The organism is Marichromatium sp. AB32 (assembly GCF_003718675.1).
Taxonomy (GTDB): Bacteria; Pseudomonadota; Gammaproteobacteria; order Chromatiales; family Chromatiaceae; genus Marichromatium; species Marichromatium gracile.
In genome coordinates, this window is the sequence record NZ_RHFJ01000017.1 from 24100 (window position 1) to 36989 (window position 12890).

Here is a 12890-nt window from a genome sequence, read left to right on the forward strand (position 1 = left end):
GAAGCCTTTCTCCATCTTCGCGCTCTTGGCGGCTTGGCGGTTCGAACCAGCTTCCAGCGATCAGCTTCCAGCCTCCAGTCGGGGAGGCTGGTGTGCATGATCGGCGATTGACGGGCAAGACGGTATCTTGGCGGTTCGATCCTCTCGGCGGTTCGCTCTTCCCTGGTCGCTGCTTCCCCGCCCAGCCGATCGTCTCCAGCGTGCCTTGGCGCGGCGTGGTAGAATCGACAGGTTCAGAACACGCATCAGGGGCCTCGCTCTGAGGTTCCCTCAAGCACGCTTACAGCCGGTTCACCACACCCATGCCAGAATTCGCCAGAGAAGTCCTGCCCATCAATCTCGAGGACGAGATGCGTCAGTCCTATCTTGATTACGCCATGAGCGTGATCGTGGGGCGCGCGCTGCCGGATGTCCGCGACGGTCTCAAGCCCGTGCACCGCCGGGTGCTCTTCTCGATGCACGAGCAGGGCAACGTGTGGAATCGCGCCTATCGCAAGTCGGCGCGCGTCGTCGGTGACGTCATGGGTAAGTACCACCCCCATGGCGACTCGGCCATCTACGACACCATGGTGCGCATGGCCCAGCCGTTCTCGATGCGCAACCTGTTGGTCGACGGTCAGGGCAACTTCGGTTCGGTCGACGGCGATCCGCCGGCGGCGATGCGTTACACCGAGGTGCGGATGACCCGCATCGCCGATGCGCTGCTCGACGACCTCGACAAGGAGACGGTCGACTTCGCGCCCAACTACGACAACACCGAGCAGGAACCGACGGTGTTGCCGGCGCGTTTCCCGAACCTGCTGGTCAACGGCTCCTCGGGCATCGCCGTGGGCATGGCGACCAACATCCCGCCGCACAACCTCAACGAGGTGATCGACGCCTGTCTGGCGATCATCGACGACCCCCTGGTCGATCTCGAGCAGCTGATCGAGCTGGTGCCCGGCCCGGACTTCCCCACCGGTGCCCTGATCAACGGGGTACGTGGCATCCGCGAGGCCTATCGCACCGGCCGGGGCCGGGTGGTGATGCGCGCGCGCGCCGACTTCGAGGAGCAGAGTCGCAGCGGTCGCGAGGCGATCGTGGTCACCGAGCTGCCCTATCAGGTCAACAAGGCGCGGCTGCTCGAGCGCATCGCCGAGCTGGTCAAGGAGAAGAAGATCGAGGGCATCGCCCAGGACGGGCTGCGCGACGAGTCCGACAAGGACGGCATGCGCATCGTCATCGAGCTCAAGCGCGACACCCATCCCGAGGTGCTGCTCAACAACCTCTACCAGCACACCCAGATGCAGCAGGTGTTCGGCATCAACATGGTGGCCCTGGTCGACGGTCAGCCGCGCACCCTCAATCTCAAGCAGATCCTCGAATACTTCCTGCGTCACCGGCGCGACGTGGTCACCCGCCGCACCCTCTACGAGCTGCGCAAGGCGCGCGATCGCGCCCACGTGCTCGAGGGCTATGCCATCGCCCTGGCCAACATCGACGAGGTGATCGCCACCATCAAGGCCTCGCCGAGCCCGGCCGAGGCCCGCGAGCGACTGATGACGCGGGCCTGGGCGCCGGGCGCGGTCAGCGACATGCTGTCGCGCACCGGGGCCGAGCAGACCCGTCCGGAGACGCTCGATCCCGGCTTCGGCATGACCGATGAAGGCTACCGCCTGAGCGAGCGCCAGGCCAAGGCGATCCTCGAGCTGCAGCTGCACCGACTCACCGGGCTCGAGCAGGAGAAGATCCTCAAGGAGTTCGAGGAGATCCTCGCCCGCATCGGCGAGCTGCTGTCGATCCTCGGCGATCCCGAGCGGCTGATGGCGGTGATCCGCGAGGAGCTGGAGGCGATCCGCGAGCAGTTCGGCAGCGCGCGTCGCACCGAGATCCAGATCGACCACACCGACCTCACCCTCGAGGACCTGATCGCCCCCGAGGACCTGGTGGTGACGCTCTCCCACCAGGGCTACGTCAAGGCCCAGCCGCTCAGCGACTACCAGGCCCAGCACCGCGGCGGGCGCGGCAAGAGCGCGACCTCCTTCCGCGAGGAGGACTTCATCGATCGGCTGTTCGTGGCCAACACCCACGACACCGTGCTCTGCTTCTCCAGCCGTGGTCGGGTCTACTGGATCAAGGTCTACGAGCTGCCCCAGGGCGGACGCAGCGCGCGCGGTCGACCGATGGTCAACCTGCTGCCGCTCGAGCAGGGCGAGCGCATCACCGCGATGCTGCCGGTGCGCGAGTACGAGGACGGTTACTTCGTGTTCATGGCCACCAGCGCCGGCACGGTCAAGAAGACTCCGCTCCAGGACTTCTCGCGTCCGCTCTCGCGCGGCATCATCGCCATCGATCTGCACGAGGACGAGTATCTCGTCGGGGTGGCGATCACCGACGGCAACCAGGACCTGATGCTGTTTACCTCCGCCGGCAAGGCGGTACGCTTCTCCGAGGACCAGGTGCGGGCGATGGGGCGGACCGCGCACGGCGTGCGCGGGGTCAAGCTGCAGCCCGATCAGCGCGTCATCTCGCTGGTGGTGCCCGAGCCCGGTACCGTGCTCAGCGTCACCGAAAACGGGTATGGTAAGCGCACCACGGTCGACCAGTTCCCGACCAAGGGGCGCGGGACCCAGGGCGTGATCGCCATCCGCACCTCGGAGCGCAACGGCGAGCAGGTCGGCGCGGTGCTGGTGCTGCCGGGCGACGAGATCATGCTGATCACCGAGCACGGCACCCTGATCCGGACCTCGGTCGACGAGATCCCGGTGGTCGGGCGCGATGCCCAGGGCGTCAAGCTGATCAACCTCGGCGCCGGCGAGCGGCTGGCCTATGTCGAGCGCGTGGTCGCGCTCGATGAGGAGGAGGCGGCGGAGGCCGAGGCCGATGCCTCGGATGTTGCCGACGAGGCGGGCGCGGATGCCGAGCCGCGCGATTGACAATCCTGATTCTGTGCTAGGGGAAGAGTGAGAATGGCTCGAGTGTACAATTTCAGCGCCGGGCCAGCGATGCTGCCCGAGGCGGTGCTGCAGCAGGCCCGCGAGGAGATGCTCGACTGGCATGGTACGGGGACCTGCGTGGCCGAGATGAGCCACCGCGGCAAGGCCTTCGTCTCCATCGCCGAGCGCGCCGAGGCCGACCTGCGCGCGTTGCTGGGCATCCCGGACAACTACCGGGTGCTGTTCCTCCAGGGCGGTGCCTCGAGCCAGTTCGCGATGGTGCCGATGAACCTGCTGCGCGGCAAGGGCGAGGCCGACTACGTCAACACCGGCACCTGGTCGAAGAAGGCGATCGCCGAGGCGCGGCGTTACTGCGCGGTCAATGTCGCCGCCAGCACCGTCGAGGAGTCGCTCGGCCGCGCCCCGGCGCAGCACGAGCTGGCGCTCAGCGGCGAGCGCGCGGCCTATGTCCACTACACCCCCAACGAGACCATCGCCGGGGTCGAGTTCTCCTACGTCCCCGAGACCGGCGTGGTGCCGCTGGTCGCCGACATGTCCTCGACCCTGCTGTCGCGCCCGATCGACGTCTCGCGCTTCGGGCTGATCTATGCCGGGGCGCAGAAGAACATCGGTCCGGCCGGACTGACCATCGTCATCGTCCGCGACGACCTGCTCGGCCAGCCGCAGGCGGCGACCCCGACCATGTTCGACTACAAGGTCCACGCCGACGCCGATTCCATGTACAACACCCCGCCGACCTATGCCTGGTACCTCGCCGGGCTGGTGTTCCAGTGGCTCCGGGAGAACGGCGGGCTGGGCGCGATGGCCGAGATCAACGCCCGCAAGGCGGCGCTGCTCTATGGCACCATCGACGCATCCGACTTCTACCATAATCCGGTGGACCCGGGGTCGCGTTCGTGGATGAACGTCCCCTTCACCCTGGCCGATCCGGCGCTCGACGGGCGCTTCCTCGAAGAGGCCGCGGCCGCGGGGCTGACCGCGCTCAAGGGCCATCGCTCGGCTGGCGGGATGCGCGCGAGCATCTATAACGCCATGCCCGAGTCCGGGGTCGAGGCGCTGGTCGCGTTCATGCGCGAGTTCGAGCGTCGTCACGGCTGAGGCGCGTCCGGGCGTCGGCGCGCGTCCGTCATCATGCAGGAGGCCGAGCGGGCATGTTCAGGATCCAGACCTTGAATCAGATCGCGGTGGCCGGGCTCGAGCGGCTGCCGCGCGAGCACTACGAGGTGGCCTCGGAGATCGTCCACCCGGACGCCATCCTGCTGCGCTCGGCGCCGCTGCAGGCCGCGGCGGTGCCGTCCTCGGTGCGCGCCGTCGGGCGCGCCGGCGCGGGCACCAACAACATCCCGGTGGCGGAGATGACCGCGCGCGGGGTGGCGGTGTTCAATACCCCGGGGGCCAATGCCAACGCGGTCAAGGAGCTGGTGCTCGCGGCGCTGTTGATCGGCTCGCGCAACATCGCCCAGGCGCTGCGCTTCGTCGAGGGGCTGGAGGGCGATGACGCTGTCATCCAGCAGGCGGTGGAGCAGGGCAAGCGCGCCTTCGTCGGCTTCGAGCTGCCGGGACGCACCCTCGGGGTGATCGGACTCGGTGCGATCGGCGTCAAGGTGGCCAATGCCGCGCGCGCGCTGGGGATGCGGGTGATCGGCTATGACCCCACCATCACCGTGGCCCGCGCCTGGCAGCTCGAACACGACGTCGAGGCCGCGCACAGCGTCGACGAGGTGCTCGCGCGTGCCGATTGCGTCACCCTCCACGTGCCGCTGACCGAGGACACCCGTCATCTGATCGATGCCACGCGTATCCGCGGCATGCGTCACGGGGCGCTGTTGCTGAACTTCTCGCGGCGCGGCATCGTCGACGACGCGGCGGTGCTCGCGGCGCTCGACGAGGGGCGGCTCCACGGCTACTGCTGCGATTTCCCCAACAACCAGCTCAAGGCCCACCCGCAGGTGGTGGTGCTGCCGCACCTGGGTGCCTCGACCCGGGAGGCGGAGGACAACTGTGCAGTGATGGTCGCCGAGCAGCTGCGCGACTATCTGGAGAACGGCAACGTGACCCATTCGGTCAACTTCCCCGAGATCGTGCTGCCGCGCAACGGCGGTGCACGGATCTCCATCGTCAACAACAATGTCCCCAACATGGTCGGTCAGATCTCGACCCATCTCGGCACCGCCGGGCTCAATATCCTCGATATGCTCAACCGCTCGCGCGAGACCATCGCGGTGACCCTGATCGACGTCGACCGGCGTTGTCCGCCGGAGACGCTCGCCGCCCTGGCGGCGATCGATGGGGTGTGCTCGGCGCGTGCGCTCGACCCGCTGCCGGAGGCGTGCTGACCATGGCCGACAACACACACGACCAGGACGGGCTCGATCAGGTCCGTGGACGGATCGATGCCATCGACCAGGAACTGCTCGATCTGATCAGCGAACGGGCGCGCTGTGCCCAGCGTGTTGCCCACATCAAGACCGAGACCGATGGCCGCGCGGTACAGTTCTATCGTCCCGAGCGCGAGGTCTCGATCCTGCGCCGGGTCAAGGACGCCAACCCGGGGCCCCTCGACGGCGAGGAGGTGGCACGGCTGTTTCGCGAGATCATGTCCGCCTGTCTGGCGCTCGAGCGTCCGTTGCAGGCCGCCTTTCTCGGTCCCGAGGGTACCTTCACCCAGGCCGCGGCGATCAAGCACTTCGGTCACTCGGTGGTGACCCGGGCGATGGCCACCATCGACGAGATCTTCCGCGAGGTCGAGGCCGGCTCCTGCGACTTCGGCGTGGTGCCGGTGGAGAACTCCACCGAGGGTGTGGTCAGCCACACCCTCGACCTGTTCATGACCTCGCCGCTGGCGATCACCGGCGAGGTCACGCTGCGCATCCATCATCATCTGATGAGCGCCGAGACCGAGCTCGGCGCGATCCGCACCGTCTATTCGCACCAGCAGTCGCTCGCCCAGTGTCGCGAGTGGCTCGATCGCTATCTGCCGCACGCCGAGCGGGTGGCCGTCGGCAGCAACGCCGACGCCGCGCGCACCGCCGCCAAGGAGTCGGGCGCGGCGGCGGTGGCCGGCCATCAGGCCGCCGAGATCTACGGCCTGGCGGTGCTCGCCGAGCGCATCGAGGACGAGCCGGGCAACACCACCCGTTTTCTCGTCATCGGCAAGCAGGACGCACCGCCGAGCGGCGAGGACAAGACCAGCCTGCTGCTCTCGTGTCGCAACAAGGCCGGCGGGCTGCATGCGCTGCTGATGCCCTTGGCCGCCCACGGCATCAGCATGACCCGGATCGAGTCGCGGCCCTCGCGACGCGGTATCTGGGACTATGTCTTCTTCGTCGACATCATCGGTCACCGCGAGGACCTGCCGGTCGCCGCGGCGCTCGAACACCTGGAGCGCGAGGCGCAGCTGTTCAAGGTGCTCGGCTCCTATCCGGTGGCGGTACTCTAGCCGCGACCGACCCCGGCGCAGCCCCTGCGCCGGTCGAGACTGCTACCGGGCGATCGCGCGTCGCCCGGCCTCCGATCATCAATCACGGATCTCGTCCCATCCCCCGGGACGATCAGGACGAGAACATCGCGAGTCTGCATCATGCCCAATCAAGACAACCCCTTCCTCGAGATCGCCGCACCCTGGGTCGCCGGTCTCTCGCCCTATGTCCCCGGCAAGCCGATGGCCGAGCTCGAACGTGAGCTCGGCATCACCGACGCGGTCAAGCTCGCCTCCAACGAGAATCCGCTCGGCCCCGGCCCCAAGGCGCGCGCGGCGATCGCCGAGGCCTGCGGCGACCTCGGTCGCTACCCCGACGGCGGTGGCTTCGAGTTGCGCATGGCGATCGCCGCCCACCACGACGTCTCGCCGAGTGCGGTGACCCTCGGCAACGGTTCCAACGACGTGCTCGACCTGATCGCGCGCGCCTTCCTCCAGCCCGGCACCGAGTCGGTGTTCTCCGAACACGCCTTCGCCGTCTATGCCATCTCCACCCAGGCGGTGGGGGCGCGCGCGCGCATCGCCCCGGCGCGCGACTACGGCCACGATCTCGAAGCGATGGCCGCGCTGGTCAACGAGCGCACCCGGGTGGTGTGGATCGCCAACCCCAACAACCCCAGCGGTACCTGGCTCGACGCCGCCGCGCTCAAGAGCTTCATCGAGGCGCTGCCGCGCACCTGTCTGGTGGTGATCGACGAGGCCTATACCGACTATGTCAGCGAGCCCGACTTCCCCGACGCCACCCTGTGGCTGGAGAAGCACCCCAACCTGATCGTCACCCGCACCTTCGCCAAGGTCCACGGGCTGGCGGCGCTGCGCGTCGGCTACGGGCTGAGCCACCCCAAGGTCGCCGACCTGCTCAACCGGGTGCGCCAGCCGTTCAATGTCAACGCCCTGGCCCAGGCCGCGGCGGTCGCCGCCCTCGACGATCGCGAGCACGTGCGCGCCTCGGTCGAGCTCAACCGCGCCGGGATGCGCCAGTACACCGAGGCCTTCGCGCGTCTGGGGCTCGATTTCATCCCCTCGGTGGGCAACTTCATCACCGTCGACGTCGGCCGGCCGGCCGGTCCGGTCAACGACGCCCTGCTGCGCCTGGGGGTGATCGTGCGTCCGGTGGCCAACTACGGGCTGCCCAATCACCTGCGCATCAGCATCGGGCTGGAGGCGGAGAACGCCCGCTGCATCGCCGCACTCGAGCAGGTGCTGGGCCGATGATCGCGCGGCTCGCGGTCATCGGCGTCGGGCTGATCGGCGGCTCGCTGGCGTGCGCGCTGCGCGAGGCCGGGGCGGTCGGCGAGGTGGTCGGCTGCGGCCGCTCGCTGCCCAACCTCGAGCGCGCCCGCGAGCTGGGGGTGATCGATCGCTTCAGCCAGGACCCGGCCGAGGCCGTCGCCGGCGCCGATATGGTCTTCCTCGCCGTGCCCATGCGGGCGATGCGGGGGGTGCTCGAGACCATCGCCCCGGCGCTCGCGCCGGGTGCGGTGGTCACCGACGGCGGCAGCGTCAAGGGCAGCGTGGTGGCCGATGCCGGCGCGGTGTTCGGCGCGCCGCCGCCGTTCCTGGTGCCGGGACACCCGATCGCCGGCACCGAGCGCAGCGGGGTCGAGGCCGCCTTCGCCGAACTCTATCGCGATCGTCGGGTGATCCTCACCCCGGTGGAGCAGACCGCGCCGGAGGCGGTCGATCGGGTCGAGGCGATGTGGCGGGCCTGCGGGGCCGAGGTGACGCGGATGGACGTCTCCCACCACGACGAGGTGCTGGCCGCGACCAGCCACCTGCCGCACATGCTCGCCTTCGGTCTGGTCGACACCCTGGCGCGGATGCGCGAGAACGACGAGATCTTCCGCTACGCCGCCGGCGGCTTTCGCGACTTCACCCGTATCGCCTCGAGCAGCCCGGAGATGTGGCGCGACATCTGTCTGGCCAACCGCGAGGCGTTGAGCGCGATGCTCGGACGCTTCAGCGTCGAGCTGGCCGATCTCGCGCGGTTGATCCGCGAGGAGGACGGCGACGAGCTGCTGGCGTTGTTCGCGCGCGCGCGTGAGGCGCGCGACCGCTACATCGACGGCGTGCGCTGATCGAGCGCGCGCGCCTCGAGCGGCGCGAGCAGGGTGTCGAAGGCCGCCGGGGCGACGTACTGGATGACGGTCTCGCCGTCGGCGGCGAGGGCGATGTCGATGCCGCGGTCGGGATAAAGGTAGTGGACGATGCCGCCCTCGGACTCGACGAGGCGCTGTGCCGGCTGGCCGAAGCGGCGCTCGATCAGCGCCGGATCGAGCCGCGCCTGGGGCAGGTAGGTGATGGCGCGGATCGGCGCGGCGGCGAACGCGGTCTCGTCCTCGGGGGCGAGACGGACCTTCTTGTCGCCGCTCGGCAGCTGGCTGATGCGCAGCCCGCGGGCATAGGCCGCGGTCAGCCGCTCGGGCGGGATCGCCAGACTGAGGATGAAGTCGGCGCGCAGCCGGTGCAGGTGCAGGCGCGCGAAATAGGCCTCGACGCTCAGGCGCGGCGCCTGCTCGGTGCCTGCGCGAAACAGGTTCAGCTCGCCCGACTCGCCGAACAGCGTGCGGGCGTCGGCCAGGGTGCTGATGCCGAGGGTCAGACCGAAGACCTCGGTGGCGCCGTCGGCGCTGAGGCTCACCTGCCAGGGCAGACGCGCACCGGCGGGCGCCGGCGGATCGGGCATCAGCAGCGCCAGTCCGAGGATGGCGAGCAGGGCGGCGATGAGGAGACCGGGGACCAGGGCGCGATCCATGGCGTGTGCTCCGGTGCGGGTCAGTAGGGCAGCAGCCCGGCCACCACTCGCCGGTCCTCGGCGAGGAGGATGTTGAAGGTGCGGCAGGCCGCGCCGGTGTCCATGAACTCGACGCCGACCCCGCGCGCGATCGCCTCGCGATAGACCGCGGGGTCGGGGAAGACCTGACGCGCCCCGGTGCCGATGACGATGACCTGGGGATCGCCCTCGAGCAGCGCGGCGATGTGCTCGGGGGTGAGCGCCTCGGCGCGCGCCGGTCCCCAGTCGGGGTCGAGCCGTTCGGCCGAGACCAGCAGGGCATGGGTGTAGCGCCGGTCGCGGATCTGGGTCCCCTCGGGGCCGTAACCCTGTACCCGGTTGCTGTCGGCGTCTTCTGTCTGGGCGAATTTCATGTCTCGGACCATACCCCAGGGCTCGGGGAGGGGACAAGCCGCCAGCCTTCAGCCTTCAGCCTTCAGCCTTCAGCCGCCAGCCGCCAGCCGCCAGCCGCCAGCCGCAGCGCGCTCGGCGTGACGCTGGCGGCTGGCGGTCGGTCGTATCATTTGCGCTTCGCTCGTCTCGATTTTCCGCCGACCGCGCCACCCGGGTTCGCGGCGGTCGGCTCTGCTAGAATCTGCGCTCACTCCCATCACAACCGATCCGGAATCCCATGACCGTTCGTACCCGATTCGCACCGTCTCCAACCGGCTATCTGCACGTCGGCGGCGCTCGTACCGCGCTGTTCAGCTATCTCTTCGCCCGCAGGCACGGTGGGCAGTTCGTGCTGCGGATCGAGGACACCGATCTCGAACGCTCGACCGAGGAGTCGGTCAACGCGATCCTCGAGGGCATGACCTGGCTCGGGCTCGAGTACGACGAGGGGCCCTTCTACCAGACGCAGCGCTTCGATCGTTACAACCAGGTCATCGACGAGCTGCTCGACAAGGGTCTGGCCTATCGCTGCGACTGTCCCAAGGAGCGGCTCGAGAAGCTGCGCGAGGACCAGATGGCGCGCAAGGTCAAGCCGCGCTATGACGGCTGCTGCCGCACCCGTCAGGTCGACCCCGACAAGCCGCACGTGATCCGTTTCAAGAACCCCGCCGACGGCGTGGTGGTGGTCGACGACATGATCCGCGGACGGATGCCGTTCAACAACGCCGAGCTCGACGACCTGATCATCCGTCGCAGCGACGGCTCGCCGACCTACAACCTCACCGTGGTGGTGGACGACGCCGACATGGGCATCACCCATGTCATCCGTGGCGACGACCACATCAACAACACCCCGCGCCAGATCAACATCCTGCGCGCGCTCGGTCGCGACGTGCCGCAGTACGCCCACGTGCCGATGATCCTCGGCGACGACGGCGCGCGGCTGTCCAAGCGTCACGGTGCGGTGGGGGTGATGTCCTATCGCGATCAGGGCTATCTGCCCGAGGCGCTGCTCAACTATCTGGTGCGTCTGGGCTGGTCGCACGGCGATCAGGAGATCTTCTCGCTCGAGGAGATGGTCGAGCTGTTCGACATCGGCGCGGTCAACAAGGCCGCCTCGGCCTTCAACACCGACAAGCTCGACTGGCTCAACCAGCACTATCTGCACCATGCCGAGCCTTCCCGCATCGCCCGTCTGCTCAGCCCGCACATGGGCCGGCTGGGGATCGACCCCAGCACCGGCCCGGAGCTGGCCGCGGTGGTCAAGGCCCAGGCCGCGCGCGCCAAGACCCTCGCCGAGCTGGCCGAGATCAGCGCCTTCTGCTACCAGGACTTCGAGGCGTTCGACGAGACCTCGGCGAAGAAGCACCTGCGTCCGGTCGCGCGCGAGGCGCTCGAGCGGTTGCGCGCCGCCTTCGAGATGATGGCCTACGAGGACTGGAACCCGGACGATCTCAAGCGCGTGGTCGAGCGCGTCTCCGAGGAGCTGGAGGTGAAGATGGGCAAGGTCGCCCAGCCGCTGCGCGTGGCCATCGTCGGTCGCGCCGCCTCCCCGGGGATCGAGGAGACGCTGATGCTGGTCGGCAAGGAGGCGACGCTGCGTCGTATCGACAAGGCGCTCGCCTATATCGCCGAGCGCGAGAGCGCCGCCTGATCGGTCCGTCGTCGGCTTGAACGACCCGCGCGCCGGGGTCCTCGCGGGCCCCGGCGCGCTTGCGTTCGGGCTCAGCGCCTGCGGCGACTCAGCCCCAGCCCGAGGACGCCCGCGAGCAGCAGGGCGAGGCTCGTCGGCGTCGGAATGCTACCGCCGCTATCGTCCGCGGCGAGCGCGGTGAACTGCAGCCCGGAGTAGATCGCGTTGCGCTGCGAGTAGTTGTAGAAACCGATCCCGCCGTCGGCGAAGTTGCCCGCCAGATCGAGTTCCTTGATGCCGTCGATGAACAGTTCGACCCCGGTGGCGGTGAAGTGCAGGTCGAAGTCGTAGCTGGTGTAGGGGTCCCAGCCGGTATCGCCGAGGGTGAGCCCGCGCGCCAGCTCCTCGACGCCCTGAGCCGGGTCGTGCCACCAGGCGCCGCTGTTCTCGTCGAGCCGATCGGTGACGCGCGAGATGGCCAGACCGCCCTCGGCGCGCCCGCCGTAGCGGCTCTGGTCCGAGCGGCGCCAGTCGATCAGCAGATAGTCGACGTCGCTGGCGCCGAGATCGCCGGCTCGATAGCCGAGGACGAAGCCGATGACATCGTTGTCCTTGGCATAGTCGACCTGGAGCTGTCCGGAGAGGCTCAAGCCCTGGGCCGGGTCGCTGCTGAAGAAAACGGTGGGGGCCTCGTTGCGGGTCTGGGTGACGCTGCCCGGGTCGCCGAGTTGCCACTTGCCGGGTCCCTCGGCCTGCCAGCCGGAGAGGTCGATCGGTGTGGCCAGCGCCGACAGGCTGGTGAGCCCGAGGGTGAGACCGAGAAGTCGTCTGCTGTGCGTGCGCATGTGCTTATCGTTGTCGTGATCGCCGCCGACCGGTCCCGGCGGTGGGGACCGGGCGCCTTCGCGCCCGTGCCTGGAATCCCTCCAGAACGGATCAGATTACCACTCCGGGCGTGCCGCCTTGAGTGCGCCAGTGCCCGTTCAGTGGTCCCACATCACATTGGCCTCGGCGGCCGCGGCCGCCTCCAGGAGCTCGATGAGCGGCAGGGCGCGATGGGCGAGGCTGACATGGCGGCGCTCGCCGTCGTCCTCATCGCGCCGCGGATCGAGATAAAGCCCGGGGTGATCCGCGACCCCGTCGCGCAGTCGCTCCAGCGCCCGGGGGACATCGGCGGCGAGCAGCGCGCCGGGCACGCTGCCGCTGTGCCCCATCAGCTTGATCAGGGGCACGGCGACCTCGCCGAACATGGTGATGGTGGCATAGGCACTGGTCTGGAAATGAACGAGCATGATCGGCTCCGATGATGGGCGGGTGAAGTGCTAGGCTAGCAGTCGCCAGTCGCCAGTCGCCAGTCGCCAGTCGCCAGTCGCCAGTCGCCAGTCGCCAGTCGCCAGGGGATTGAACCGCAAAGACGCAAAGGAGACGAGGCAAGGGGAAGAGTCTCCAGCCTCCAGCCTCCAGCCTCCAGCCTCCAGCCTCCAGCCTCCAGCCTCCAGCCTCCAGCCTCCAGCCTCCAGCCTCCAGCCTCCAGCCTCCAGTTGGATGGTGGCAGCCGGGGCGCGGATCGCAAAATCGCGAAGGGGGGCGCTCTCGGTGGGTGGTGGTGAGCAGATCAACAGCAAGAGCCTCACGCAGGTCCTGCTGTGTTTTGGGGCTGACAGCGAGAGGCGGCGT

Annotated in this window: 11 protein-coding genes; 7 read left to right on the forward strand and 4 right to left on the reverse strand. The window is 68.7% G+C overall.

What is annotated here, in order from left to right; all coding sequences use genetic code 11:
• The first annotated feature begins 302 nt into the window (after positions 1-302).
• From gyrA to EBL85_RS07370, 6 genes are all read left to right on the forward strand, one after another.
• Positions 303-2915 carry a DNA gyrase subunit A gene (gene gyrA / locus EBL85_RS07345; protein WP_123142545.1) on the forward strand — a complete coding sequence of 871 codons (2613 nt, stop codon included), beginning with the start codon at positions 303-305 and terminating at the stop codon, positions 2913-2915.
• A 33-nt stretch (positions 2916-2948) separates the two neighbouring features.
• Entirely contained in the window at positions 2949-4034 is a 1086-nt protein-coding gene (gene serC / locus EBL85_RS07350) for a 3-phosphoserine/phosphohydroxythreonine transaminase (RefSeq protein ID WP_123142546.1), read from the forward strand.
• A gap of 53 nt (positions 4035-4087) precedes the next feature.
• Positions 4088-5272 carry a 3-phosphoglycerate dehydrogenase family protein gene (locus tag EBL85_RS07355; protein ID WP_123142547.1) on the forward strand — a complete coding sequence of 395 codons (1185 nt, stop codon included), beginning with the start codon at positions 4088-4090 and terminating at the stop codon, positions 5270-5272.
• Positions 5273-5274: 2 nt separating this feature from the next.
• Positions 5275-6375, forward strand: a complete 1101-nt coding sequence (pheA, locus tag EBL85_RS07360; protein ID WP_123139788.1) for a prephenate dehydratase — start codon at positions 5275-5277, stop codon at positions 6373-6375.
• 141 nt (positions 6376-6516) lie between these two features.
• Positions 6517-7629, forward strand: coding sequence for a histidinol-phosphate transaminase (gene hisC / locus EBL85_RS07365; RefSeq protein WP_123142548.1), 1113 nt, complete (start codon positions 6517-6519; stop codon positions 7627-7629).
• A complete protein-coding gene (locus EBL85_RS07370; protein WP_123142549.1) occupies positions 7626-8492 on the forward strand; it encodes a prephenate dehydrogenase/arogenate dehydrogenase family protein in 867 nt (288 codons plus the stop codon). Before hisC ends, EBL85_RS07370 begins: the two co-directional genes overlap by 4 nt.
• Here EBL85_RS07370 and EBL85_RS07375 read toward each other — a convergent pair.
• Together EBL85_RS07375 and EBL85_RS07380 are read right to left on the reverse strand one after the other, a co-directional pair.
• Positions 8471-9169: a hypothetical protein gene (locus tag EBL85_RS07375; RefSeq protein ID WP_123142550.1), complete on the reverse strand. Its 699-nt coding sequence runs from the start codon at positions 9167-9169 to the stop codon at positions 8471-8473. The genes EBL85_RS07370 and EBL85_RS07375 overlap by 22 nt on opposite strands.
• Positions 9170-9189: 20 nt before the next feature.
• Positions 9190-9561, reverse strand: a complete 372-nt coding sequence (locus tag EBL85_RS07380; RefSeq protein ID WP_223806088.1) for an Mth938-like domain-containing protein — start codon at positions 9559-9561, stop codon at positions 9190-9192.
• A 257-nt stretch (positions 9562-9818) separates the two neighbouring features.
• Here EBL85_RS07380 and gltX point away from each other — a divergent pair, with 257 nt between their 5' ends.
• Positions 9819-11234 carry a glutamate--tRNA ligase gene (gltX, locus tag EBL85_RS07385; RefSeq protein ID WP_123142552.1) on the forward strand — a complete coding sequence of 472 codons (1416 nt, stop codon included), beginning with the start codon at positions 9819-9821 and terminating at the stop codon, positions 11232-11234.
• A 71-nt stretch (positions 11235-11305) separates the two neighbouring features.
• On the opposite strand, the gene EBL85_RS07390 is transcribed toward gltX, so the two are convergent.
• Both EBL85_RS07390 and EBL85_RS07395 read right to left on the reverse strand, forming a co-directional pair.
• Complete coding sequence (locus EBL85_RS07390) at positions 11306-12058, reverse strand: PEP-CTERM sorting domain-containing protein (RefSeq protein ID WP_123139783.1); 753 nt, start codon at positions 12056-12058, stop codon at positions 11306-11308.
• A gap of 138 nt (positions 12059-12196) precedes the next feature.
• Positions 12197-12505 carry a DUF1840 domain-containing protein gene (locus EBL85_RS07395; RefSeq protein WP_123139782.1) on the reverse strand — a complete coding sequence of 103 codons (309 nt, stop codon included), beginning with the start codon at positions 12503-12505 and terminating at the stop codon, positions 12197-12199.
• Positions 12506-12890 lie beyond the last annotated feature (385 nt).